25 protein-coding genes are annotated in these 23,599 nt (G+C 62.3%); 10 read left to right on the top strand and 15 right to left on the bottom strand.

The genetic code is table 11. The features are described 5' to 3' along the window. Positions 1-67: 67 nt before the first annotated feature. The 3 genes from CUV01_RS12405 to CUV01_RS12395 all read right to left on the bottom strand — a co-directional run bounded on the left by CUV01_RS12405 (position 68) and on the right by CUV01_RS12395 (position 3,485). Positions 68-1,141: an ABC transporter substrate-binding protein gene (locus CUV01_RS12405; protein WP_101460753.1), complete on the bottom strand. Its 1,074-nt coding sequence runs from the start codon at positions 1,139-1,141 to the stop codon at positions 68-70. A gap of 111 nt (positions 1,142-1,252) precedes the next feature. Continuing rightward, positions 1,253-2,326, bottom strand: a complete 1,074-nt coding sequence (locus CUV01_RS12400; protein ID WP_101462064.1) for an ABC transporter substrate-binding protein — start codon at positions 2,324-2,326, stop codon at positions 1,253-1,255. Positions 2,327-2,381: 55 nt separating this feature from the next. Beyond that, the gene (locus tag CUV01_RS12395; RefSeq protein ID WP_101460752.1) at positions 2,382-3,485 is read right to left on the bottom strand and encodes an ABC transporter ATP-binding protein; all 1,104 of its coding nucleotides are present in this window, start codon (positions 3,483-3,485) and stop codon (positions 2,382-2,384) included. Between the two features lie 182 nt (positions 3,486-3,667). Here CUV01_RS12395 and CUV01_RS12390 point away from each other — a divergent pair, with 182 nt between their 5' ends. The 5 genes from CUV01_RS12390 (at position 3,668) to nadC (ending at position 8,924) form a co-directional block, all read left to right on the top strand. Further along, entirely contained in the window at positions 3,668-4,483 is an 816-nt protein-coding gene (locus tag CUV01_RS12390) for a lysozyme family protein (protein ID WP_101460751.1), read from the top strand. A 177-nt stretch (positions 4,484-4,660) separates the two neighbouring features. Continuing rightward, entirely contained in the window at positions 4,661-5,488 is an 828-nt protein-coding gene (locus CUV01_RS12385) for an NUDIX hydrolase (protein WP_232962216.1), read from the top strand. A gap of 103 nt (positions 5,489-5,591) precedes the next feature. Further along, positions 5,592-6,524 (top strand): quinolinate synthase NadA, encoded by a 933-nt coding sequence (nadA, locus tag CUV01_RS12380; protein ID WP_232962214.1) that lies wholly within the window; start codon positions 5,592-5,594, stop codon positions 6,522-6,524. Beyond that, on the top strand, positions 6,521-8,065 hold the full coding sequence (locus CUV01_RS12375; protein ID WP_101460749.1) for an L-aspartate oxidase: 1,545 nt from the start codon (positions 6,521-6,523) through the stop codon (positions 8,063-8,065). Before nadA ends, CUV01_RS12375 begins: the two co-directional genes overlap by 4 nt. A 1-nt stretch (position 8,066) precedes the next feature. Further along, positions 8,067-8,924, top strand: a complete 858-nt coding sequence (gene nadC / locus CUV01_RS12370) for a carboxylating nicotinate-nucleotide diphosphorylase (protein ID WP_101460748.1) — start codon at positions 8,067-8,069, stop codon at positions 8,922-8,924. Here the strand turns inward: nadC and CUV01_RS19665 are convergent. Next, the gene (locus tag CUV01_RS19665) at positions 8,921-9,991 is read right to left on the bottom strand and encodes an autoinducer binding domain-containing protein (RefSeq protein ID WP_157994851.1); all 1,071 of its coding nucleotides are present in this window, start codon (positions 9,989-9,991) and stop codon (positions 8,921-8,923) included. The genes nadC and CUV01_RS19665 overlap by 4 nt on opposite strands. A gap of 120 nt (positions 9,992-10,111) precedes the next feature. Between CUV01_RS19665 and CUV01_RS19660 the strand changes: the two genes are divergently transcribed. After that, the gene (locus CUV01_RS19660) at positions 10,112-11,002 is read left to right on the top strand and encodes an alpha/beta fold hydrolase (protein WP_157994850.1); all 891 of its coding nucleotides are present in this window, start codon (positions 10,112-10,114) and stop codon (positions 11,000-11,002) included. A gap of 155 nt (positions 11,003-11,157) precedes the next feature. Here CUV01_RS19660 and CUV01_RS12355 read toward each other — a convergent pair whose 3' ends face one another. The 8 genes from CUV01_RS12355 to purC form a co-directional block, all read right to left on the bottom strand. Next, positions 11,158-12,489, bottom strand: coding sequence for a glutamine synthetase family protein (locus CUV01_RS12355; protein WP_101460745.1), 1,332 nt, complete (start codon positions 12,487-12,489; stop codon positions 11,158-11,160). Positions 12,490-12,498: 9 nt separating this feature from the next. Continuing rightward, a complete protein-coding gene (locus CUV01_RS12350; RefSeq protein WP_101460744.1) occupies positions 12,499-13,305 on the bottom strand; it encodes a molybdate ABC transporter substrate-binding protein in 807 nt (268 codons plus the stop codon). A gap of 49 nt (positions 13,306-13,354) precedes the next feature. Next, on the bottom strand, positions 13,355-14,179 hold the full coding sequence (locus CUV01_RS12345) for an ABC transporter permease (protein ID WP_101460743.1): 825 nt from the start codon (positions 14,177-14,179) through the stop codon (positions 13,355-13,357). Beyond that, positions 14,176-15,054, bottom strand: a complete 879-nt coding sequence (locus CUV01_RS12340; protein WP_101460742.1) for an ABC transporter permease — start codon at positions 15,052-15,054, stop codon at positions 14,176-14,178. The genes CUV01_RS12345 and CUV01_RS12340 overlap by 4 nt, the downstream gene beginning before the upstream one ends. 53 nt (positions 15,055-15,107) lie before the next feature. Next, on the bottom strand, positions 15,108-15,845 hold the full coding sequence (locus CUV01_RS12335; protein WP_101460741.1) for a transporter substrate-binding domain-containing protein: 738 nt from the start codon (positions 15,843-15,845) through the stop codon (positions 15,108-15,110). Positions 15,846-15,871: 26 nt separating this feature from the next. Next, the gene (locus tag CUV01_RS12330) at positions 15,872-16,663 is read right to left on the bottom strand and encodes an ABC transporter ATP-binding protein (protein WP_101462062.1); all 792 of its coding nucleotides are present in this window, start codon (positions 16,661-16,663) and stop codon (positions 15,872-15,874) included. Positions 16,664-16,757: 94 nt separating this feature from the next. Continuing rightward, complete coding sequence (gene purS / locus CUV01_RS12325) at positions 16,758-16,997, bottom strand: phosphoribosylformylglycinamidine synthase subunit PurS (protein WP_101460740.1); 240 nt, start codon at positions 16,995-16,997, stop codon at positions 16,758-16,760. A gap of 14 nt (positions 16,998-17,011) precedes the next feature. Continuing rightward, the gene (gene purC / locus CUV01_RS12320; RefSeq protein ID WP_101460739.1) at positions 17,012-17,776 is read right to left on the bottom strand and encodes a phosphoribosylaminoimidazolesuccinocarboxamide synthase; all 765 of its coding nucleotides are present in this window, start codon (positions 17,774-17,776) and stop codon (positions 17,012-17,014) included. 129 nt (positions 17,777-17,905) lie between these two features. Here purC and CUV01_RS12315 point away from each other — a divergent pair, with 129 nt between their 5' ends. Then, positions 17,906-18,223 (top strand): DUF1476 domain-containing protein, encoded by a 318-nt coding sequence (locus CUV01_RS12315; RefSeq protein WP_101460738.1) that lies wholly within the window; start codon positions 17,906-17,908, stop codon positions 18,221-18,223. 128 nt (positions 18,224-18,351) lie between these two features. Here the strand turns inward: CUV01_RS12315 and CUV01_RS12310 are convergent, their stop codons facing one another. Genes CUV01_RS12310 through CUV01_RS12300 form a run of 3 tightly spaced genes read right to left on the bottom strand, consistent with a single transcriptional unit; the run spans position 18,352 to position 20,630 of the window. Beyond that, positions 18,352-19,695 (bottom strand): MATE family efflux transporter, encoded by a 1,344-nt coding sequence (locus tag CUV01_RS12310; RefSeq protein WP_101460737.1) that lies wholly within the window; start codon positions 19,693-19,695, stop codon positions 18,352-18,354. Continuing rightward, a complete protein-coding gene (locus CUV01_RS12305; protein ID WP_101460736.1) occupies positions 19,688-20,191 on the bottom strand; it encodes a PaaI family thioesterase in 504 nt (167 codons plus the stop codon). The genes CUV01_RS12310 and CUV01_RS12305 overlap by 8 nt, the downstream gene beginning before the upstream one ends. Then, positions 20,184-20,630: a PaaI family thioesterase gene (locus tag CUV01_RS12300; RefSeq protein ID WP_101460735.1), complete on the bottom strand. Its 447-nt coding sequence runs from the start codon at positions 20,628-20,630 to the stop codon at positions 20,184-20,186. The genes CUV01_RS12305 and CUV01_RS12300 overlap by 8 nt, the downstream gene beginning before the upstream one ends. Before the next feature lie 148 nt (positions 20,631-20,778). Between CUV01_RS12300 and CUV01_RS12295 the strand changes: the two genes are divergently transcribed. The 3 genes from CUV01_RS12295 (at position 20,779) to CUV01_RS12285 (ending at position 23,461) form a co-directional block, all read left to right on the top strand. Next, positions 20,779-21,159, top strand: coding sequence for a MerR family transcriptional regulator (locus CUV01_RS12295; protein ID WP_101460734.1), 381 nt, complete (start codon positions 20,779-20,781; stop codon positions 21,157-21,159). 125 nt (positions 21,160-21,284) lie between these two features. Next, entirely contained in the window at positions 21,285-21,674 is a 390-nt protein-coding gene (locus CUV01_RS12290; RefSeq protein ID WP_101460733.1) for a MerR family transcriptional regulator, read from the top strand. Positions 21,675-21,685: 11 nt separating this feature from the next. After that, positions 21,686-23,461 carry an acyl-CoA dehydrogenase C-terminal domain-containing protein gene (locus CUV01_RS12285; RefSeq protein ID WP_101460732.1) on the top strand — a complete coding sequence of 592 codons (1,776 nt, stop codon included), beginning with the start codon at positions 21,686-21,688 and terminating at the stop codon, positions 23,459-23,461. Positions 23,462-23,599: the final 138 nt, after the last annotated feature.

Below are 23,599 nucleotides of genomic sequence, written 5' to 3'. Positions count from 1 at the left end.
TTATTTCGGCTATTTAACAACCGAAAACAGCGGGCGGGATCTGTTGTCCGCCCGCTGCAAGCTTTCGTCAGCCGGCCAGCCAGCTGTTAAAGCGTTCGTTCAGCTCGGCATCGTGATCGACCCAGAAATCCAGGTTCGAGCCAAGCGCATTGGTCATGTTCTCTTCAAAGGTCGGCAGGTTCGGGCCCATCGGGGTTTCGGTGCCCTCGATATTGCCGACCAGTGCAGCCGCCGATTTGCGCGGCGGGCCGTAGCTGATGAATTCAGCAGCACGGGCCTGCGGTGCCGGAGAGGTCGAATAGGTCACGAATTGCAGCGCGTCTTCCAGATTGGGTGCGCCCTTCGGGATGACCCAGCCTTCCATCTCGTAAATCTGGCCATCCCAGATGATGTTGAAGGGCTTGCCCTCTTCCTGCGCCGCGTTGAAGATCCGGCCGTTGAACGCGAAGGCCATGCTGACCTCGCCGTCAGCCAGCAATTGCGGCGGCTGAGCACCGGCCTCCCACCAGATCACGTCGTTCTTGATCGAATCCAGTTTGGCAAAGGCCCGGTCGACGCCCTCGGCAGTGCCCAGCATGTCATAGACCTCGGCTGCGGGCACGCCATCCGCCATCAGCGCCAGTTCCAGATTGAACTTGGCGCCCTTGCGCATGGTGCGCTTGCCGGGGAAAGCCTCCAGATCGAAGAAATCGGCAGGTGCGGCGGGCTTGGCGTCGGCGAACTGGCCGTCGTCATAAGCCAGCACCATCGAATAGACATCCGTACCGACAAAACAGTCGGTCACCGCGCCGTCGATGAAATCCTCGCTCGCGTCCATGCCGTCTTCGGTCGGCGCCAGAATTGCCGGATCGATCATCTCCAGCAATCCTTCGTCGCATAGCCGCACGGCATCGGCATATTCGACCGAGGCCACGTCCACGCTGATATTGCCAGCCTCGACCATGGCCTTGATCGGCGTGGCGGGGTTGTCGGAGTCCTGGATATTGACCTTGATACCGCTCTCGGCCTCGAAGGGTTTGGCATAGGCTTCCAGATGGCTGTTGCCATAGGCGCCGCCCCAGCTGAGCAGTTCGATTTCCTGCGCGGCGGCGGGCAGTGCCAGGCCGACAAGCGCGGTGGTCAGGATCAGTCTGTGTTTCATTCAAACCTCTGTAAATAAACGTCGTTCACCGATTTCAATGCGGCGCTTTTGCGCGCCTTCGTGGCCCTGATCGGGCGAAGCTGCCGGTCCGGAAAAGGACCGGCAGGATTGTCACGAAGCCAGCCAGGCGGCAAAGCGTTCGTTCAACTGCGACATGTGGTCGACCCAGAAATCATTGTCGAAGGCCAGCGCATTGCCCATGTTTTCGGGCGAGGTCGGCAGGTTGGGCGACATCGGAATATCCGTGTCCTTGTAGTTTCCAACCAGCGCGGCCGAGCTTTTGCGCGGCGGCCCATAGCTGATCTGCATCGAAGCCCGCGCCAGCGATTCAGCGCTGGTCGAGAATTTCAGATAGGCCATGGCGTTTTCGGGGTTCGGGCCATCCTCGGGCAGCACCCAGCCCTCCATTTCGTAGATCTGGCCATCCCAGATGATCTTGAACGGCTGTCCCTCATCGACCGAGGCATTGAAGATACGACCGTTATAGGCCTGCGTCATCACCACTTCGCCATCGGCCAGCAATTGCGGCGGCTGCGCCCCAGCCTCCCAGAATACGGCATGATCCTTGATTGTGTCCAGCTTGGCGAAGGCGCGGTCCAGCCCCTCGGGCGTGGACAGGACGTCATAGACCTCATCGGCGGGGACGCCATCGGCCATCAGCGCCATTTCCATGTTGAAGCGCGGCTCTTTCAGCACGCCGCGCTTGCCCGGATAGGTCTCGATATCAAAGAAGTCAGCGATGCTGCCGGGCGGATTATCGGTGAACTTGCTTTCGTCAAAGGCGATGATCGTGGCGTAGACATCGGTTGCAACGAAGCAATCCGACAGCCCGCCCTCCAGAAAATCATCAGCAGCAGGCGTGCCATCCTCTGCGGGCATCAAATCGGCTGGATCAATCGGCTTCAGCGCCCCTTCGTCACACAGCCGCGTCGCGTCGGAATAGCCCATACTGGCCAGATCGGCCGTGACATTGCCCGCCTGTGCCTGCGCCTTGATCGGCGTCGCCGGGTTGTCGACATCGGTCATGTTCACGCTGATGCCGGTCTCGGCCTCGAAGGGCTGGTTATAGGCGTCGACCTGCGATTGCGAATAGGCACCGCCCCAGGACATCACCTCGACGCTGCCCTCGGCCATCGCCAGTGACGGCGCGACAAGCGCGCTGCAGATAAGAATAGTCCGTTTCATGATCGCGTCCTCTTCCTTGTGAGATGTGGAATGCGTTCCATCCTCAGACCGGGCCTCAGACCGGATCCAGCGCGCGGGCATCCTGCGGGTGCCAGCCGATACGGATCTTCTGGCCTTCCGTCAGCCGCGTCTGTCCGATCGTGTTGCGGCATTTCATCACGAAATCCTCGCTGCCCGCAACACGCAGCCGCGTTCTCAGGATGTCACCCATATAGATCACGTCGATCACCTCGGCCTCGACGGTATGGGCACCGGGCGGCATCTGTTCGGCCTTGAATTCGACCCGCTCGGGCCGGATCGAAACCATGGTGGGCTGCCCGACCTCGGTGATGTTCACCGCAGTGGCGTCGATTGCCTCGCCGCTATGCAGGCGCACCACCGCATCACTGCCGTTCAGCTGTTCGATCACCCCTTCCAACGCGTTGTTTTCGCCGATGAAGGACGCGACAAAGCTGTTCTCGGGCTGCTCATAAAGCTGCGACGGGGTAGCAAGCTGCTGGACGCGGCCGTCATTGAACACCGCGATCCGGTCCGACATGGTCAGCGCCTCGCCCTGATCATGGGTGACGTAAACGACCGTGATTCCAAGGCGTTCGTGCAGTTCCTTGATTTCGAACTGCATATGTTCGCGCAGCTGTTTGTCCAGCGCGCCAAGCGGTTCGTCCATCAGGACCAGTTCGGGGTCAAAGACCAGTGCACGGGCCAGCGCGATACGCTGTTGCTGGCCACCCGACAATTGCGCCGGGCGGCGATTCGCGAACGCGCCCATCTGCACCATGTCCAGCGCCCGTTTGATCCGGGTTTCACGCTCCGCCTTGCCGATCCCGCGCACTTCCAGCGGAAAGGACAGGTTCTCGCCCACCGTCATATGCGGAAACAGCGCATAGTTCTGGAACACCATGCCGATGCCACGCTTGTGCGGGGGGACGTCGTTGATATTGCGGCCGTTCAGGCGGATCTCGCCATGGGTCGCCTGCTCGAACCCTGCCAGCATCATCAGGCAGGTGGTCTTGCCAGAACCCGATGGCCCCAACATGGTCAGGAACTCGCCCTGACCGATATTCAGATTCAAATCTTTGACGACAAGTATCTCACCGTCATAGCTTTTCTGTACATGCTCAAAGACGACGAAACCTTCGTCCAAGCTGTTATCCAGCAATCTGCGCTCTCCCTGATTATGTTTCTCGTTGGTTGCGCAAGGCAGAGGTTACGCGCGTGGCGGTTCGCAATGCAACTGACTTTTATTGCCTTTTTAGCAGTCCGCCATGATCCGGGCACGGACTCACCAAATATTAAGCCAGGGAAGCTAGTTTAAGGACAGAGTTCACCCCAAGGGGATTCATGTCGCTTCTTATTCGCATTGCTGTGTTGTGGTGCTGGCTGGCAGGACTGCTGACCGGGCCTGTGTTGGCCGCCCTGCCATCGGCAGAGGCGTTGCACGCGGCGGAAACCTGCGAATATGCGGCGATGACGGCAGCGACAGAGGCTGGCATCCCACCCGAAATATTGGGCGCACTGACCCTGACAGAAACCGGCAGGCGGTTGGGGGACGCGGTCCGCCCCTGGGCCTGGAGCGTGAATGCCGAAGGGGCCGGGTCCTGGTTCGACGAGCCGGCCAGCGCCCTTGCATTCGCCGAAGAGCGCGTTGCCCTGGGCCGGCCCAATGTCGATATCGGCTGCTTTCAGATCAACTATCGCTGGCATGGCGAGAATTTCCCCTCGGTCGCGGCGATGTTCGATCCGATGACCAATGCCCGATATGCCGCGCGATTTGTTCGCGATCTTTATCAGGAAACCGGCGACTGGCGTGCGGCGGCTGGCGCATTTCATTCGCGCACGCCGGAGAACGCGCAGAAATACCTGAGGCGCTTTGACGAATTGCACGCGCTGCTGCGCGAACGCGGTCCCCTGGGTCTGACCAACTCGCCCGAGACCTATAATCAATTCGCCATGGCCGCACCGATGCCCGAGGAAAAGGTGCGCGCCGCCCGCGAAAAGCTGACATTGCTGGGTGCGCCGATCGGGACCGCGCCCAACGGCATGGTGGGGTCGCTCGCCGTCATCGGCGATTCGCGTGGATCGCTGCTTGGGCCTGAGGGCGGCGTCGCATCAGTGCCGGGGCAGCCCTCGCTTTGGGTCAGTGCGTTTACGCCGTGACATGCCGATCGTTCTGGATCAGACGCCACTTGGCCTGTGCTCAGCGGATTGGAAGCGTTCAGGTTTCGTGATAGCTGACAAGCATACATTGAACGAGAGCCCTGCTTGCCCACCGGTTTCAACCAAGCTGAATTGATCGCCGTGCTTGTCGCCGTCACGGCGGGCAGTCCTCGGGTCATGACGATCGAACTGGGTGGCAGCCTGCCCTCGGGCAATCTCGAATCCGGTCATCACAGCCTGCAGGCGGGTTTGCGGGCCTGGGTCGAGGATCAGACCCATCATCCCGTCGGCTATCTCGAGCAGCTTTATACCTTTGCCGATCATGGCCGCGGGCCGGACGCCGCCCCGGGCGCGCGCCGGATTTCGATCAGCTATCTGGGTCTGGTCCACGAACAGTCGTCGGCGGGCACCGCACGAGCCGAATGGCAGGACTGGTACGATTATTTCCCGTGGGAAGATTATCGCGACGGCCGCGCGGGGATGCTGGACCAGATCGTCACCCGCCTGAACGATTGGGCAGCCACCGCGCCCGCGCTTTGCGATGAACGTCTGCGCCGGGTGCAATATGCCTTTGGCACCAACGGGGCGGAATGGAACGAAGATCTTGTCTTGCAGCGCTATGAACTGATGTACGAGGCCGGGCTGGTCGCAGAATCCGGTCAGCCGCAAGGTTTTGGTCGTCCGATGATGGCCGATCACCGCCGCATTCTGGCCACCGGCATTGCCCGGCTGCGGGCCAAGATCAAGTATCAGCCGGTGATGTTCGAACTGATGCCCGACAGCTTCACCCTGCTGCATCTGCAGCAAACGGTCGAGGCCATCGCCGGGCTGCGCCTGCACAAGTCGAATTTTCGCCGCCAGATCGACCAGCACGCGCTGATCGAGGAGACCGGAGAAATGTCGCAGGAATCGCGGGGCCGGCCGGCCAAGCTGTTCCGTTATCGGCGCGAGGTGGTCGAGGCCCGCGCCTTGGCAGGATCGCGCCTGCCGATCTCTCGTGATTGACATAAACTCAGATCGAGTATAAATAGGCTGCATCATATACTCATTCAGAGTATAAAGGAGCCAGCCATGAACACACAGCTTCGCTTTCGCGCTTTACGAACCTGTGCGCAAGATCATTCCCGCCCCCGACTGGATGCTGTACGAGGACGATATCGACGCCATCCTGCGGCTGAAACGCGATCGCAATGCGGTGATCCTTGCGCATAACTACCAGACGCCCGAGATCTTTCACGGCGTCGCCGATATCGTGGGCGACAGTCTGGCGCTGGCGCGCAAGGCCGCCGAGGTCGATGCCGATGTCATCGTGCTGGCCGGCGTGCATTTCATGGCCGAGACGGCCAAGCTGCTGAACCCGGACAAGACCGTGCTGATCCCGGATCTTGCGGCAGGCTGTTCGCTGGCCGATTCGATCACCCCCGCCGATATCGCGCTGTTGCGCGAGGCGCATCCCGGTGTGCCGGTGGTGACCTATGTGAACACCTCGGCGGCGGTCAAGGCGGCCTCGGATATCTGCTGCACCTCGGGCAATGCCCGCCAGGTGGTCGAATCGCTTGGTGTGCCGCGCGTGCTGATGCTGCCCGACGAATATCTGGCCAAGAACGTCGCCAGGGAAACCGATGTCGAACTGATCGCCTGGCACGGTCGCTGCGAGGTGCACGAATTGTTCACCGCCGCCGATGTGCGCGAATTGCGCGACAGCTGGCCGGGCGTCACCATTCTTGCCCATCCCGAATGCCCGCCCGATGTGGTGGCCGAGGCCGATTTTTCCGGCTCGACCGCCGTCATGTCCGACTATGTCGGGCAGCAGAAACCGGCCCGCGTGGTGCTGCTGACCGAATGCTCGATGAGCGACAATGTCGCCGTCGATCACCCGGATGTAGAGTTCGTGCGCCCCTGCAACCTCTGCCCGCATATGAAGCGGATCAGCCTGTCGAACATCCGCGCGGCGCTGGAACTGAACCAGCACGAGGTCACCATCGACCCCGCGATTGTCGAACCCGCACGGCGCGCAGTGCAGCGGATGCTGGACGTATGAACAGGCTGGCCCAGGGTGCGGATGCTCCGGTCATCGTCATCGGCAGCGGCATTGCCGGGCTTAGCGCCGCGCTGGCCCTTGCACCGCGGCCCGTGTTGTTGCTGACCCGCGACGGGCTGGGCGAAGGCAGTTCTACCGCCTTGGCGCAGGGCGGCATTGCGGCCAGCGTGGGCCCGGACGACACTGCCGCGCTGCACCTTGCCGATACGATCGCGGCGGGCGACGGGCTCTGCGACACCGGCATGGCCACCGCCATTCTGGACCAGACCCCCGAGGTCATCTCGATGCTGGCCCGCCATGGCATGACGTTCGACCGCGACGAAAACGGCCACATCGCCCTGGGGCTGGAGGCCGCACATTCCCGGCGCCGCATCCTGCACGCACGCGGCGACGGCACCGGCGCTGCGCTGGTGGATGCGTTGACTGCGGCCCTGCGCACCTGTCCGTCGGTCACGGTGCTGACCGGCGCCGAAGCCCGCAGACTGACCTCCGCCGATGGCCGGATCACCGGCGTCACGGTGCTGCAGGATGGCCGCGCGCGTCATATTGCCGCCGCATGCGTGGTGCTGGCGACCGGCGGGATCGGCGGGCTATATGAGGCGACAACCAACCCGAGCGACAATTACGGCGCTGGTCTTGCCATGGCTGCTCGCGCCGGTGCCGCGCTTGCCGATATGGAATTCGTGCAATTCCACCCCACGGCGCTGGCCACCGCCCGACAGCCGCTGTCGCTGATCAGCGAGGCCGTGCGCGGCGAAGGTGCGATCCTGCTGAACGATCTTGGCCAGCGTTTCATGGCTGACATTCCGGGCGCTGAACTGGCCCCACGCGATGTGGTGGCGCGCGCGATACACGCCCAGATCACGGCCGGGCGGCGGGTCTTTCTGGATGCGCGGACGGCGCTTGGCGACCGCTTTGCCACACGGTTTCCCGGTATTGCGGGGCTGTGCGCCGATGCGGGCATCGACCCGGCCCGCGATCTGATCCCGGTCTGCCCGGCGGTGCATTATCACATGGGCGGCGTTCTGACCGACGCGCGAGGACGCAGCAGCGTACCGGGCCTGTGGGCGGTCGGGGAATGCGCCTCGACCGGGTTGCACGGTGCCAATCGGCTGGCCAGCAATTCGCTGCTAGAGGCCGGCGCCATGGGCATGGCCGCAGCCCGCGACATCCGCGATCAGGGCGCAGCGCAGCCCTTGCCCCAGATCGCGCAATCCATCGCGGCCGCCGATCCGGCACCTGTCCGCGCGCTGGTCTCGCGCCACCTTGGCGTGCTGCGCGACGCAAAAGGGCTGGACGCCGCGATCGAGGCCCTGCTGCCATTGGCCCAGTCTGACAGCCCCGCCGCCGATCCGGCGCTGGTTGCCCTGTCGGTCGCCGTCTTCGCCCGGCTGAGGCAGGAATCGCGCGGCGCCCATGCGCGCACTGATTGCCCGGCCACCCTGTCCGCCAGCAGCCGCCAGCAATTCACCCTGCCGCAGATCCTGGGTCTGGCGCACGACCTGATCGCCCCCGAAACCGCCCTTATCCGGAGCGCCTGACATGGATCTTGCCCCCCTGCCCCGCCTGATGATCGAACCCGTGATCCGCGCCGCGCTGGTCGAGGATCTGGGCCTCGCGGGTGACCTGACCTCGACCGCCGTGATCCCCGCGGATCATCGCTCTACCGTGACCGCGACTGCACGCCATGACGGTGTGATCGCGGGGCTGGACGCTGCCCGGCTGGCCTTTGAACTGACCGATCCGGGCTGCGCGTTTACAGCCCATGTAAATGACGGTGACCGGGTCAGTCCCGGCACGCGCATCGCCACCATCACCGGCCCCTCGCGCAGCCTGCTAAGCGCCGAACGCACGGCGCTGAACATCCTCGGCCACCTGTCGGGCATCGCCACCGTGACCGCCCGCATCGCGGATGCGATCCGTGACAGCGGCGCCTCGGTGACCTGCACCCGCAAAACGACGCCCGGCCTGCGCGCGCTGGAAAAATACGCCGTGCGCGCGGGCGGTGGGCGGAACCACCGGTTCTCGCTGGCCGATGCGGTGCTGATAAAGGACAACCACATTGCCATTGCCGGCAGCACCCGCAGGGCCATCGAACACGCGCGCGCCGGCGTCGGTCATATGGTCAAGATTGAGGTCGAAGTCGACACGCTGGCGCAGTTGCGCGACGCCATGGAGGCAGGCGCCGATGTGGTGCTGCTGGACAATATGACGGTTGAAACCCTGCGCCGGGCGGTCGCCATCGTCGCAGGCCGCGCGGTGACCGAAGCCTCGGGCAACATCACGCCTGACACCGCCGCCGCAATTGCGTCCTCTGGCGTCGATCTGCTGGCCGTCGGCTGGATCACCCATAGCGCGCCGACGCTGGATATCGGGCTTGATTTTGTGTCGGCTGACTAGCCCGCGCGCGGCTTTCGCACAGGTAAAGGCATCGTCGGCGAGCGCGGTTCGATCCAGGTCAAGGCGCGATATACGCAGGCCCGGTATATCGCTGCGGAAGTGGTTGGCGCAGCAAACACGTCACTCCCTTTCGCAAGCAGCATCTCAACCGAACGGCGCGAAATGCCCATCCGTTCGGCACTTTCGGTCGCATTCAGGCCGCGCGCGGCATCCTGCAACGCCGCTCGCGTTCGCGGGCTCAGCGGCACAAGATCGGCCAAAAGCGAACGGTCCTGCAGAAAGGTCCAGAAGGTTTGGCTCAGGGCGCGCTGCAGACCCATGAAATGTGCGGTGTGCCGCTGCATATCCTTCCCCGCCTGACTGCGAACGCCAAAGGGCATGGCAAAGCCCGCCCCCGTCCACGGGTCGCGCAGCGCGGTGCCATAGGCAATCCGGTAGCCGTGATCCGGCATGGCGGTGGCAAACCTGCGCATCGCTGGCGAGAAGCCAGACCGAAACCCGGGCGGAACCCGGTCCAATGTCAGGATCATGGCGCCACCTTGCCGGGCGACCCAGGCGGCGAACGGGTCCGCATTGATACCGCCCGCAGACGCATAAAGACGTGCCAGTTCCGACGGAAGCGACATCGACACCATGCGGCCCCCATTTGTGAACTGGCCACGCGGTTCGGCCAACACGGCGAAATGCACAGAGGCAACACCCAGACGACCTGTGTGACGGGTCATCACCGTCCATGCCTGACGAAAGCTCAGGCAGGACTGCAGGTCGCATTCAAGGTCTTCAATCGCCCGGACAGCGTCCTTGCCCCGCTCCGGGCCGATCGGATCGACGGACGCGCCCGCACCGATCAGTCCGCGCGCCGTGCAAAGCGCGACCGCCTCGACGGTGCGAGAGACCTGCAGCTTGGCGCGGGCATTGGCCAGATGTTTGGCAAAGGTCGAGCGACCGATCCCCAGCAGCACTGCGCCCTCGTCAGCGGTCATCCCGCGCGCCACACAATCCAGACTGCACAGTTCCTTGCGCGACAGGTCCCGCGGTCTGCTGCGATCAGACACATATGTCCGCATGTCAGATCCTTTCCCAAGATCATGCGGGATTCCGAACCTAAAACGGTCGATCGGCCCATAGGCATCATATCACAGCGGTGGGATAATTGGCCGGACACCGGAAAGGACGGAGATATCACCATGACAAATCCACTCGCCGCAGCCGTGATCGCATGCGCCGTCTGGCCCTTGGCTTTTGCAACCTCGGCAGAAACGATCAGCATCAATGGCGCCGATCTGACCATGGTCAGCGACGGCGAGGGACCGGCCGTCCTTTTCGTCCATGGTGCAATTTCAGACCACAGGGTCTGGGCGCCCTACCGAGAGCGGATCGCCCGTTCGAACCGATTTCTTGCCTATGACCAGCGGTATTTCGGCCTTGGCGACTGGCCGGATGACGGCGCGGGCTTTTCGGCCGATGCCCATGCAGCTGACCTGATTTCCCTGATCGAGACGCTGGATACGGGTCCGGTCAGCCTGGTGTCATGGTCCTATGGTGGTGACGTGGCCGCGCGCGCCGCCGTGGCGCGACCTGAGCTGTTCCACGCGCTGATATTCTACGAGCCGGATATCAGGGGCCTGATCGACGGATTGCCCGGCGCGGACGAGTCGACCCAAATGCTATACGACCGTTTGGGTCCGGCCTTCGTAGCGCTCGAAGACGGCCGTCCCGAAGACGCGGCGCTTGGTTTCATCGACGGGGTTTTTGATCTGCCGCAAGGGGGTGCGGCGCAAGAACCGGCCGAATGGCAGGCGGTCTGGCGCGAAAACAGCCGAACGATCCCCCCGTTCGTCAGCGCCGAGCCTGGCGATATTGCAAGCTGCGAAGACCTCTCTGGTATTGATGGCCCGAGCATGATCGTGCGGGGCACCAACACGCTGGATTATGACGCCATGATGTCAGAAACAGCCGCGCGCTGCCTGTCCAACGCCATCATCGTCGAGATGCAGGGCGTCAATCATGATGGCCCTTACCGCGATCCGGACAGGTTCGGTGACATGATCGAGAATTTTGTCGCCATCACGCAATAGGGCTGACGGCGCGGCGCGGGGCTGCCTTGCAGGGCGGCAGTCCGGCGCCTGCATTTTTGCGCATTACGCACGGCTTGACGATCATCGCCGATGCCCACCGGGCGTCTCGTGGCTGAGGAATCCACGTTACCGCACCCTATGTCTGGCCCGAGAAATCAGACGGTTTCCAGATACAGTTCCACCGTTTCCTCGTCCGACAATTCGGCCATGTAGTGCAGCTCCTGCCGCTTGGTCATCAGGTAGTTCTCGACCAGATGAGCGGGAAAAATCCGCTTGATGTCAGGGCATTCGGCAAAGGCGTCGATGGCCTGCTGCCAGTCGCCGGGCAATTGCGCCAACTGCTTGTCATAGGCATTGCCCTTGAACGGCGCGGGCGGTTCCAGCTTGTCTTCCAACCCGTTCAGCGCGGCGCCAAGAATTGCGGCGACCGTCAGATAGGGGTTCACGTCGCCACCGGCCACGCGATGTTCGATCCGCCGCGCCTTGGGGCCGGATGACGGGATGCGGATTGCAGCGGTGCGGTTTTCATAGGCCCAGCCAATCCCGGTGGGCGCATGGGCATTGGGCACCAGCCGGTCATAGCTGTTCTCATGCGGTGCAAACAGCAGGGTAGACCCCGGCATGGCGCGCAGGCAACCGGCAACGGCATGGCGCAGGGCGGCGGTGCCCTCGTCCCCGCCATTGTCGAAAATATTGGTGCCGTCCTTGGTCAGGATCGAGAAATGCATATGCATGCCGTTGCCCGACCATGCCTCATAGGGTTTGGCCATGAAGCTGGCGGCAAAGCCGTATTGGCGCGCCACGCCCTTGACCATATTCTTGAACATCCAGGTGTCATCGGCGGCCTTCAGCGGATCAGCCTGATGCATCAGGTTGATCTCGAACTGGCCCGGCCCCGCCTCGGAAATGGCAGTGTCGGCAGGGATATCCATCGACTCGCAGGCGTCATAAAGCGAGGTGAAGAACTGGTCGAACGCATCCAGCGCGCGCAAGCTGAGCACCTCGCCCCCCGTGCGGCGCTTGCCGGAACGCGGGCTGGGCGGCACGCGCAGGGTGCGACCCGAATCGTCGATCAGAAAGAACTCCAGCTCGGTCGCGACAACGGGCACCAGACCGGCGGCGTCATAGCGTTCGACCACGCGGGCCAGCGCCTGACGCGGATCGCCTTCATAGGGGCGGCCATCGGGGTGGAACATCCACAGGGGCAGCAGCGCGGTCGGCGCATCCAGCCATGGCATCGGCAGAAAGCCACGCTCGGTCGGCATCAGCATGCCATCGGGATCACCGCTTTCGAAGACCAGCGGGCTGTCCTCGATATCCTCGCCCCAGATATCCAGATTGAGCACCGAATAGGGAAACTTGGTTCCCTCGGTCATCACCTTGTCGGCAAACCGCGCCGGCAGACGTTTGCCGCGTGCCACGCCGTTCAGATCGGCGGCCGCGATGCGGATCGTCTTAACCTCGGGGTGTTCTCTCAGCCATTCCATCTTTCGATCCTATTCCTGCGGCAGCGCCACAGTGTCAAAGCCGTGTTCCTTGAACACGTTCTGACCGGCGGGCGAAAGGGCATACATGGCCAATTGCCATGCCGCGACCGGCGCATCCTGCATGACGATCAGACCGTAATCGGCCCCGACGGACAGGTCAGGCGGGATCTGGATGATTTGCAGGTCGGCAAGCTCGGCCTTGGCCAGGACGGCATTGGTGCAATAGGTCAGAAAAAGGTCGGCCTGATCGCTGTCCAGCACCCAGGCATAGGCATTGCGCCCCTCGGGCGGTGCGGGGCTGTCGGGCCCGCCGGTCAGTTGCAACGCCTTGGCCTTCAACGCATCGGCATGGGCGGTCTTGTCGAACAACGCGAATGCATAGTCACCGGACGGATCGGCCTGCGGTGTCGATGTCCCCAGCCTTACCGCGTCATCCATCATCACATCCTGCAGCGTCTCGGGCGTCACCTGCAGGCCGGGCCGGGCCAGCGCGCACAGCCGGTTGCGGGCGAACATGACAACCGGACCGCCGCGCCCGTCCTGTTCCAGACGCTGCGGATGGGTCATGTTGGCCGACGCGAAAACGTGGGCAGTCCCGCCTGCCTCGATGCGTTCGCGCATCAACCCGGATGGCCCGAAATCGGTCGCCACGGTGATCCCGGTGGCGTCATGAAATTCGGTGGCGATCTGCGACAGGGCGGATTTGAGGCTACCGGCCGCCAACAGTGTCACATCCTCGGCCATCGCCGCCCCTGCCCCGGGTCCCGAGGCGTTGGCACAGAGCCATGCCGCCGCCACGATCCATCGCTTTTGCATTCGCATTCGCCTTCTCCCTGCGGGACCGTGTTTGCTTGTTTCGTCGGATCTAGCGCATCACTTGCGGGCGGTATTTCGTCCGCTTGGTCGCGCCGGGAAGATGCCGGTTCAGGCGCCGGTTGGCCAGTCCGAACAGGGTGATCAGCAGCAGCGTCAGCAGGATGAAGTAGGCCGCCGCGATCGGATAGGCCACAAAGGGGTTAAAGGTCTTGTCGGCGAAATAGCTGGCATAATAAAGGCTGTCGCCCTGCTGCTGGAACGCGGGAAAGCTGGAAAAGAACACCAGCGTCGTGGCGTGGAACAGAAAGATCGCCTCGTTGGTATAGGACGGCCAGGCAAGCCGCATCATCGTGGGCCAGACGATATGGCGAAACCGCTTCCACCCGGTCATGCCGTAGGCATCCGCAGCCTCGAGGTCGCCCTTGGGCACGGATTGCAGCGCGCCGTAAAAGATCTGCGCGGAATAAGCCGTCGTATTCAGGACCAGCACGATCAGCGCACCTGCCCAGGCCTTGGTCAGCCAACTGGTCGCAACGGTAAAGCCAAAGATCTCGATCCCCGCACGGGGCAGCAGAACCAGCGTCTCGTAGGCCAGAAAGAACTGGATGAACAGCGGGCTGCCGCGGAACAGGAAGATGAAGCCATTCGCCGGTTTACGCAGCCACGGATTCGCGCTGGCCTTGGCCAGTGCCACTGCATTTGCCAGAAAAAAGCCGATCAGCAGCGCGAAGATGCCGAAATACAGGTTCCAGATCAGACCCGAGCCGATCAGGACGAATTGCTGGCACAGATCAAAATCGCTGCGCGGCAGCAGGCGTTCGCCGATACCGATGGCGCGCAGGGCGTAATCCGAAAAGGTCTGAGAACAGCTCACCCATTGGCCTTTCGCATCGTCTCACCGGCCAGTGTGGCCTGACCCTGTGACAGCCGGCGCGTCAAACGCCCGATGATCCGTTCCGAGCCCCAGGTCATCAGCAGATAAAAGACCAGGATCGCCAGGAAATAATAAAGCCGCCAGTCAGGATGCGGATATGTGAAGGCGTTTGTCTTGGTGCCGCCCAATTCGCGCGCCCAATAGACGATATCCTCGACCCCCAGCAAAAACAGCAGCGGCGTCGCCTTGATCAGGATCATCCAGAGGTTCGACAGGCCCGGGATCGCATAGGCCCACATCTGCGGGATCAGCACCCGGCGCGTCACCTGACGCTGCGACATGCCGTAGGCTTCGGCCGTTTCCAGTTGCGCGCGCGGCACCGCCTGCATCGCGCCATACAGGACATTGGCCGCAAAGGCGCCAAACACGACGGCAAAGGCCACGACCGCCGTGGCAAAGCCATAGCTTTGATGCACCCATTGCGGGCTGGTCGACAGCGGCAGCTTGGCTGCCGCGCAGACGACGAAATCGTTGCCCTGCCAAACCGGCTGGCCACTGTCGCATTTGATCTGGTGGCGCAGCCATTCCAGACCCTGATCCAGCGCGATGGGCACAAAGAGGAAAAAGATGATATCGGGCACGCCGCGCACCATCGAGGTGTAAAGCTTGCCAAGCCAACGCAGCGGCGCAAAGCCCGAGCGCGAGGCAATCGCCCCCGCAAATCCGAACAACAGCGCAATCGGCGCCGTGATCGCCAGCAACAGCAGCACCGTCCCGAAACTGCTGTAAAACAGCAGATGGGTGCCCGATGTGAGATAGCACATCAGCCAGGGCAAGCCCTCAAGCGTGGATGGATCGGCGCAATAGGCAAACATGCTGCAAACCTGCTGGCCGCCGCCACCCAGAGGGCAGCGGCGGCAGTTTCAGATCATTCGAAAAGCATGGCCTCTTCGCCGAACCATTTCTTGATCAGCTCGTTCAGGCTGCCATCTTCCTTCATCGAGGTGATCGCTGTGTCGAACTTTTCCTTCAGCTCGGCATCCGACTGGCGCAGGCCCATGCCGATCCCTTCGCCCAAAGGCACTGTGTCAAAGCCATCGACCCAGACCAGTTCTCCGCCCGACTGTTCGACCAGCGGCACGAGATAGTCCTTGTCGGCGAAGACGGCATCGGCCTCGCCGTTACGGACGGCGGCGACGGTTTCGTCGGGGGTCGCGTATTCCAGCAGCGTGGCACCGGATTCAGCGACATGGCCCGCCTGAATGGTGCTGGTCTGGGCGGCCACGACACCGCCTTCGATATCGGCATCCGCGGCCAGCGCGACATATGCCGACGGCATGGCCGGCGTGTAGGGCTGGGTGAAATCGATGACTTCTTTGCGTTCCTCGTTGATGTTCATGCCGGCCATGATCGTGTCATAGTTCGACGACACCAGGTTCGGAATGATCGAATCCCAGTCATTCTTGACCCAGGTGCAGGACAGTTCGGCGCGGGCACACAACTCGTCGCCCAGATCGCGCTCAAAGCCGTCAACCTCACCGGTGCTGTCATTGACGAAGTTATACGGAGGATAGGCGCCCTCGGTGCCCATGCGAACCGTGTCTTGCGCCATTGCCCCAGTTGTGGCCAGGGTCAGTGTGGCGACTGCAAGCATAAGTTTTTTCATTTTTTCTTTCTCCTGTTGGTAAAATCTCAGGTCGCCATGGTGGCGCTGAGGAACTGGCGCAGACGTTCCGTCTTTGGTGCGCCAAACAGTTGGTCTGGCGGGCCTTCTTCACAGATCAGGCCCTGATGCAGGAACACGACGTGGTCGCTGACATCCGCGGCAAGGCGCATGTCATGGGTCACGATGATCATGGTGCGGTGTTCACCCGCCAGATCCTTGATCACCTTGACCACCTCCTGCTGCAATTCCGGGTCCAGCGCGCTGGTCGGTTCGTCAAACAGCAGCGCGGTGGGCTGCATGCACAGGGCCCGCGCAATGGCGGCCCGCTGCTGCTGGCCACCAGATAGCTGGGCGGGCCAGTTATCAGCCTTGTCGCCAATACCGACCTTTTCCAGCAAGGCGCGCGCGCGTGGTTCGACCTCGGCCGGGCTTTCGCCCAGCACGGTCAGCGGCGCCTCCATCACGTTTTGCAGGATGGTCATATGGGCCCAGAGGTTGAACTGCTGGAACACCATTGACAGGTTGGTGCGAAACCGCGTCACCTGGGCGCGGTCGGCGGGATGGCGGGACAGGCCCTGACCCTTCCAGCGCACGGCCTCGCCATTGAACAGGATTTCGCCCTGCTGGCTGTTTTCCAAAAGATTACAGCATCGCAGCAGGGTGGATTTACCCGACCCCGAACTGCCGATCAGGCTGAGCACATGCCCACGTGGCGCCTCAAGGGAAATACCCTTCAGCACCTCCAACGTGCCATAGGCCTTGTGAAGGTCCCGGATCTGAATAACCGGCGCGGAATCTGTCGCTTCGTTCGTCTGCATCGTCCGGGCATAGGGCGGCATTATTTTGCCAATTGCAACGGTCACAATGCCGACGCGGCGTCATCGTGTAGAGACAATTCGCCCTTTCTGCCCGTCAAATAATCTCGATGCTGTATTTTTCGATCACCGTATTGGCCAAAAGCCCTTCGCACATGCGGGTGACTTCGGCCTCGGCGGCGGCCTTGTCGCCCTCGCCCAGGTCCAGTTCGATCACCTTGCCCTGGCGGACGCCGCCGACGCCCTTGTGGCCAAGACCCGCCAAAGCGTGGCGGATCGCCTCGCCCTGGGGATCAAGAACGCCGTCTTTCAACATGATGGTGACACGGGCTTTCATCGGCGGCAGTCCTTTTAGTTGATCAGCGTCGGCTTGGTCAGATTGGCGGTATTGGTCGGCATCAGGCCCAGACGGCGGGCGACCTCGGTATAGGCATCGGTCAGATCGCCCAGATCGCGGCGGAACACGTCCTTGTCCAGCTTTTGGCCGGTTTTCACATCCCACAGCCTGCAACTGTCGGGGCTGATTTCGTCGGCCACGATCAGGCGCATGAAATCGCCATCCCAGACGCGGCCGATCTCGATCTTGAAATCGACCAGCTTGATCCCGGCGCCGAAGAATACGCCCGACAGGAAATCGTTCACCCGCAGCGCAAGCGACACGATATCGTCCAGATCCTGCTGCGTGGCCCAACCGAAGGCCACGATATATTCCTCGCTGACCATCGGATCGCCCAGTTCGTCATTCTTGAAACTGTATTCGACGATCGGGCGCGGCAGGGCGGTGCCCTCTTCCAGTCCCAGACGCTTGGACAGCGAACCGGCGGCGAAGTTTCGGACGATCACTTCCAGCGGAATGATCTCGACCTGGCGGATCAATTGTTCGCGCATATTGATGCGGCGAATAAAATGATTGGGCACGCCGATATTGGTCAGCCCGTTCATGAAGAATTCGGACAGCCGGTTGTTCAGCACTCCCTTGCCTTCGATCACGGCTTTCTTCTGCGCGTTGAAGGCGGTGGCGTCATCCTTGAAATACTGGATAAGGGTGCCGGGCTCGGTGCCTTCGTAAAGGATCTTGGCTTTGCCCTCATAGATCTTCTTGCGCCGCGGTGCCATGCGTCACCTGTCCTTTCGCGTATCGCCCCTGCCATGCGCTATAGGGCATTGCCGGGGTCCGGGGCAATAAGGGTTGCGGCAGGGCGCAGCAATGGGCATATCAATGCCAACTTTCCACAGGAGGCCACGATGACCACCTTTGACGACCGCGAACGTTCCTATGAGACCAAGTTCGCACTCGATGCCGAGCTGCGCTTCAAGGCCGAGGCGCGCCGCAACCGCCTGCTGGGCGAATGGGCGGCGGAATTGCTGGGCAAATCCGGCGAAGAAGCCCGGACCTATGCGATGACCGTTGTCACCTCGGATTTCGAAGAGCCGGGCGACGAGGATGTCTATCGCAAGCTGGCCGGCGACCTCGAAGGCAAGGCTGCCGAGGCAACGATCCGCGCCAAGATGGAAGAAATGATGATCGAGGCGAAACGCCAGATCATCGACGAAGCGCGCTAAGCCGCCTTTTTCCCTTCCGAAGATACTGCAGGGGGCCTCTGGGTCCCCTGTTGCTGTTCAGGTGAGGCAGAGGATCACCGGGCCGGCATCGCAGGCATTGCGGCGATCATTTGAGGGCTGCGATAAGATCAGGCCGCCACAGCCTCGGCCCTTGGATAACGCCGCGCCATGGTCAGGCCGCGGGTCAGGTTCAGCACCATCAGCGCCGCCCAGAGACCGTGATTGCCGAAAGCAGGCGGCAGGATCAGCAGCGCCACCAGATAGACGGCGACCGATTGCAGCATGGCGATGCGCATCTCGCGGGTCAGCGTGGCGCCGATGAAGATCCCGTCCAGCATCCAGCTGGCGATCCCGATCAGCGGCGCGATCACCAGCCACGGCAGATAGATCCGTGCCTCGGCGCGCACCTCGGGCGAGGTGGTCAGCAGGTCGATGATCGAGGGTCCGGCCAGCAGAAAAACCAGCCCCAGAACCGCCGCGCCGGCAACACCCCATTGCGAGGTCAGGACAGAGGCCCTGCGCACCCTTCCGGGCCGATGCGCACCTACGGCCTGACCGACCAGGCTTTCAGCGGCAAAGGCAAAGCCATCCAGCGCAAAGGCGGTGATGCTGAGAAACTGGATCAGGACCTGGTTGGCGGCCAGCGTCACATCGCCGTATCCCGCCGCCAGGAACATGAAACTGGTGAAACTGGCCTGCAGCACGACCGAGCGGATCATGATATCGCCGTTCACCCGCGCCAGCCGGTTCACCTTGTCGCGCGCAAACAGCGTGGCGGCGCTGCCTGCCGCCACGATGGCTGCCCGCAGCACATCACGCGCCAGCCACAGGCCAAAGGCGACCCCGGCCCATTCCGCGATCAGCGTGGCCCAGGCCACGCCCGGCACGCCCAGCCCCAATCCCAGCACGAACCAGACATCCAGACCCACATTCAGCCCGTTCTGCAGCAGTTGCAGCACCAGAACCGCGCGTGTCCTTTCAACGGCGATCAGCCAGCCTGTGATCGCATAAAGGGCAATGGTCGCCGGCGCCCCCCAGATGCGGATCGCCAGATAGTCGCGGGCGAGCCCCTCGACCTCGGGCGTGGTCGGGGCCAGCTTGAACGCCGCCCAGAACAGCGGCAGTTGAAAGAGGATAAAGAACAGCCCCGCAGCCGCCGCGATGGCCAGCGCCCGCAACAGATGCGCGCCGACCTCGGGCGTGTCGCCGGCGCCATGGCTTTGCGCCACCAGCCCCGACGTTCCCATGCGCAAAAAGCCGAAAACCCAATAGATCGAGGTCAGGATCACAGCGCCGATACCAACCGCACCGATGGGTGCAGCCTCGCCCATTTGTCCGACAACGCCGGTATCGACCAGCCCCAGCAATGGGATCGTTGCATTGGCCAGAACGATGGGCAGCGCGATGGCCAGCACCCGGCGATGGGTCAGCGGTGCGATCTCCGCCGACGACGCCGGACCGGTTTCAGCCATCTTGCGGCATCACGAAATGCCCGGTCGCCTGCGCAAAGGGACGCATGCGGTCATCCTGCCACGCCTCGACCTGCACGCTGGAATAGCGCCGCCCCGACCGCACGACGCGTGCCCGCGCATAGGCATCGCGCGGCAGGCCGGAACGCAGATAGTCGACGGTGAAATCCACCGTCTTGGGCAGCCGTGGCATGCTGGTGGGGTCTTCGGGGTCGGGCACGATCCGGCCCGCCTCGAAATCCGCCCATGAGGCGGTCCATGAAAGTTCGATGATTGCGGTGATTTCCAGAAAGGCCGCCGTGGCGCCGCCGTGCAGCGCCGGCAGAATCGGGTTGCCGATCAGCTTGGGCGAAAACGGCAGCACAGCCGTCAGTTCATTGCCGCGCCGGTCAAACGAGATGCCAAGCCAGCGGATGAACGGCACGCCCACGACCAGGGCCTGCAACGCGGCATCGCGGCGTGCCTTGATCTGCTCTAGCGGTTCATTGCGATCAGCCATTGGCGGGTTTCTCGATTGTAAAAGCGCCGGTTGCGCTGGCCACGGGATTGTCTGCATCTTCGTCGGTCGTCACCGCGCGCACAAAGGCGACCGAGCGTGTCAGATGATAACATTCCGCACGCGCCCGCAATCGCTGACCCGGTTTGGCCGCGCGCATATAGTCGATTCGCAGATCCAGCGTCGCGGTGCCCGACTGCACCAGCGGATGAGACAGGACCGCCGCCCCGCAGCAGGTATCCATCAGCGCCGAGACGACGCCACCATGGATCACGCCCGTGCGCGGATCGCCCACCAGATGCTCGGCCCAGGGCATGGTGACCACCGCAACCCCGCCCGCCAGTTCCTCGATTTCCATCCCCAATGCCATCGCATAAGGCAGCGCCTGCATGAACTTCTGCGCCTGCTGCGCGAATTCGGGTTTGTTTTCCAGTTCCGTCATGCTTGCGCTTTCCTTGCTGTTGCACCGGCTTAACCGGACAGGCCGGCGCACGACAAGCCCAGTCGCAAGGAACTCGTGCTGCACGGAACTATTGTGATATTGGAAGAAGTTACCTAGTCTTTACCTGCATGGTGTTCGGAGGACGCGAATGTCTGATGAAACATTACTGAGTTTCAAGGAGATGTGCGCGCGTTTCGACGTGACGCCTCGGACGCTGCGATATTACGAATATATCGAATTGCTCAGCCCCAAGAAAATAGGGCGCGCGCGGCATTACGGCCCGCGCGAGATCGCGCGGATGACCTTGATCCTGCGCGGTCGCCGCTTTGGTTTCAGCCTCGAAGACATCCGCCAGTGGTTGCAGCTTTATGAGCAGCAGGGCACGCGCGAACAGTTGCAGGTCTGGATCGGCAGGGCGGATGAGCAATTGGCCGGACTGGATCAGCAGATCGCCGATTTGCAGACAGCAAGGTCCGAACTGAAAACCCTGCGCGACGAAAGCGCAGAAACGCTGAAAAATCAGGACTGACCGCCCAGGCATTCGAGACACGCCGGGGAACACGCCTCCCTGTGACGTGGCGTTATGCTTACGCGAACGTAAACTTGCAGCTATAGAGGCGTTGAGGAGCCGCAGCCCGCGAAAGGCCGCAAAACATGTCAGACCAGTTAATGACCATCCGCCAGATGTGCGACGCGTATGATGTTACGCCGCGCACCCTGCGTTTTTACGAGGCACGAGAGCTTATCTTCCCCGAGCGCCGTGGCCAGCACCGGCTATATGACCGGCGCGACCGGGGCCGGCTGACGCTGATCCTGCGAGGCAAGCGCTTCGGCTTTAGCCTGGAACAGATCCGGCAGTTGCTGGAACTTTACGAGGCATCAGGCAGCAACAGCGCCCAGATCGCCGCCACCATCAGCGCCGCGCGCGAGCGTCTTGGTGACATGGAGCGGCAGCATGCGGAACTGCAGGACGCCATTCTCGAACTCAAAGGCCAGCTGGTCGACGCCGAAGCCCGGCAGTCGGCCATGCATGCCAAGGATTAAAGGACAGACACATGCCCATTTACAACGCCCCGACCCGCGACATGCAATTCATCCTTCATGACGTGCTGAAACTGTCCGAATCCGGGCTGGCCGGCCATGATGAACTGGACCGCGAATTCACCGAGGCCGTGCTGGACGCCGCCGGCAAGCTGGCCGAAGAGGTGCTGGCACCGCTGAATACGGTGGGCGACCAGCAGGGCTGCACGCTGGAGAACGGCGTCGTGCGCACGCCCGATGGCTTCCACGCAGCCTTTGATCAGATGAAAGAGGGCGGTTGGACCGCGCTGGACTGTGACCCCGAATATGGCGGTCAGGGGATGCCCTATCTGATGGGCGTGGCAACGGGCGAGATGTTCGTTTCCGCCAATATGGCCTTCAACATGTATCAGGGCCTGACCCATGGCGCCTATTCGGCGATCCACGCGCATGGCACCGACGACCAAAAGACCACCTATCTGCCCAAGATGGTCAGCTGCGAATGGACCGGCACCATGAACCTGACCGAGCCGCATGCCGGCACCGATCTGGGCATGCTGCGCACCAAGGCAGAACCGCAGGATGACGGCAGCTATCTGATCACCGGACAAAAGATCTTCATCTCTGCCGGCGATCACGACATGTCCGAGAACGTGATCCATCTGGTCCTGGCCAAAGCCCCCGGCGGCGGCGAAGGCACCAAGGGTATCTCGCTGTTCATCGTGCCGAAGTTTCTGGTGAAAGAGGACGGATCGCTTGGTGATCGCAATGCGGTCAGCGTCGGCAGCATCGAAGAAAAGATGGGCATCCACGGCAATTCCACCTGCGTGATGAACTATGACAGCGCACAAGGCTGGCTGCTGGGCGACCTGCACAAGGGCATGCGGGCAATGTTCACCATGATGAACGAGGCACGTCTGGGCGTTGGCCTGCAAGGCTATGCCGTAGCCGTGCCGGCCTACCAGAACGCGGCGGCCTATGCCGTTGACCGTCTGCAGGGACGGGCTGTGACAGGCACCGAAAACCCCTCCGGACCCGCCGATCCGCTGATCGTCCATCCCGATATCCGCCGCTCGCTGATGGATCAGAAAAGCTTTCTCGAAGGCGCACGGATGCTGACCTTCTGGGGCGCCCATGAGATCGACAAGGCCAACGCTGGCGACGAAGAAGCCGAAGGCCGGATCTCACTGCTGACGCCTGTCATCAAGGGCTTTCTGACCGATAAGGGCTTTGACATGGCGGTTCTCGCCCAGCAGGTTTATGGCGGCCACGGCTATATCGAGGAACATGGCATGAGCCAGTTCGTTCGCGACGCCCGCATTACGATGATCTATGAGGGCGCGAACGGCGTACAGGCACTGGACCTGGTCGGCCGCAAACTGGCCGCAGACGGCGGCAAGCATGTCATGGCCTTCTTCGAGATGATAAAATCCTTCTGCAAGGAAAACAGCAGCAACGAAGCCCTTTCTGCCGATTTCATAGAACCGCTCAAGGCCGCCTCAAAGGATCTGCAGGCAGCGGCGATGTTCTTCATGCAGAACGGGATGAAGAACCCCAATGCGGCGCTGGCGGGCAGCTATGACTTCATGCACCTGTTCGGTCATACCGCGCTTGGCCTGATGTGGGCACAAATGGCGGTCGCGGCACAGGCGGCACTGGATGCAGGACAAGGCGATGCCGGTTTCCTCAACACCAAGCTGGCCACCGGGCGCTATTACATGAAACGGCAATTGCCGATGACGGCGACCCATCTGGCACGCATCGAAAGCGGCGCCCATCCGGTCATGGCGCTGAGCGCCGAGCAGTTCTGAAAACCAGTCTCTGCCGAAACGTGGATGCCTCCGGCGGGGATATTTTACTGAAGAAGAAAGGGGCGGCCCCGACCCACGCGCGGCCATGGGCATCAATGGCGCGAACCGGGGCTTTCTCCTTCAGCGGTCATCGGCTTC

Source organism: Paracoccus tegillarcae (assembly GCF_002847305.1).
Taxonomy (GTDB): Bacteria; Pseudomonadota; Alphaproteobacteria; order Rhodobacterales; family Rhodobacteraceae; genus Paracoccus; species Paracoccus tegillarcae.
Note: the sequence above shows the minus strand (reverse complement) of the source record. Positions and strands in the feature narration are given on the sequence as shown.

Coding starts and splice junctions, on each gene's coding strand:
- CUV01_RS19660 (WP_157994850.1), top strand. CDS start 10,112: ATGACAAATCCACTCGCCGCAGCCGTGATCGCATGCGCCGTCTGGCCC.
- CUV01_RS12375 (WP_101460749.1), top strand. CDS start 6,521: ATGAACAGGCTGGCCCAGGGTGCGGATGCTCCGGTCATCGTCATCGGC.
- CUV01_RS12390 (WP_101460751.1), top strand. CDS start 3,668: ATGTCGCTTCTTATTCGCATTGCTGTGTTGTGGTGCTGGCTGGCAGGA.
- purS (WP_101460740.1), bottom strand. CDS start 16,997: ATGAAAGCCCGTGTCACCATCATGTTGAAAGACGGCGTTCTTGATCCC.
- CUV01_RS12290 (WP_101460733.1), top strand. CDS start 21,285: ATGTCAGACCAGTTAATGACCATCCGCCAGATGTGCGACGCGTATGAT.
- purC (WP_101460739.1), bottom strand. CDS start 17,776: ATGGCACCGCGGCGCAAGAAGATCTATGAGGGCAAAGCCAAGATCCTT.
- nadC (WP_101460748.1), top strand. CDS start 8,067: ATGGATCTTGCCCCCCTGCCCCGCCTGATGATCGAACCCGTGATCCGC.
- CUV01_RS12340 (WP_101460742.1), bottom strand. CDS start 15,054: ATGTTTGCCTATTGCGCCGATCCATCCACGCTTGAGGGCTTGCCCTGG.
- CUV01_RS12385 (WP_232962216.1), top strand. CDS start 4,661: ATGACGATCGAACTGGGTGGCAGCCTGCCCTCGGGCAATCTCGAATCC.
- CUV01_RS12405 (WP_101460753.1), bottom strand. CDS start 1,141: ATGAAACACAGACTGATCCTGACCACCGCGCTTGTCGGCCTGGCACTG.
- CUV01_RS12310 (WP_101460737.1), bottom strand. CDS start 19,695: ATGGCTGAAACCGGTCCGGCGTCGTCGGCGGAGATCGCACCGCTGACC.
- CUV01_RS12335 (WP_101460741.1), bottom strand. CDS start 15,845: ATGAAAAAACTTATGCTTGCAGTCGCCACACTGACCCTGGCCACAACT.
- CUV01_RS19665 (WP_157994851.1), bottom strand. CDS start 9,991: ATGCGGACATATGTGTCTGATCGCAGCAGACCGCGGGACCTGTCGCGC.
- CUV01_RS12285 (WP_101460732.1), top strand. CDS start 21,686: ATGCCCATTTACAACGCCCCGACCCGCGACATGCAATTCATCCTTCAT.
- CUV01_RS12400 (WP_101462064.1), bottom strand. CDS start 2,326: ATGAAACGGACTATTCTTATCTGCAGCGCGCTTGTCGCGCCGTCACTG.
- CUV01_RS12305 (WP_101460736.1), bottom strand. CDS start 20,191: ATGGCTGATCGCAATGAACCGCTAGAGCAGATCAAGGCACGCCGCGAT.
- CUV01_RS12295 (WP_101460734.1), top strand. CDS start 20,779: ATGTCTGATGAAACATTACTGAGTTTCAAGGAGATGTGCGCGCGTTTC.
- CUV01_RS12350 (WP_101460744.1), bottom strand. CDS start 13,305: ATGCAAAAGCGATGGATCGTGGCGGCGGCATGGCTCTGTGCCAACGCC.
- CUV01_RS12315 (WP_101460738.1), top strand. CDS start 17,906: ATGACCACCTTTGACGACCGCGAACGTTCCTATGAGACCAAGTTCGCA.
- CUV01_RS12355 (WP_101460745.1), bottom strand. CDS start 12,489: ATGGAATGGCTGAGAGAACACCCCGAGGTTAAGACGATCCGCATCGCG.
- CUV01_RS12300 (WP_101460735.1), bottom strand. CDS start 20,630: ATGACGGAACTGGAAAACAAACCCGAATTCGCGCAGCAGGCGCAGAAG.
- CUV01_RS12330 (WP_101462062.1), bottom strand. CDS start 16,663: ATGCAGACGAACGAAGCGACAGATTCCGCGCCGGTTATTCAGATCCGG.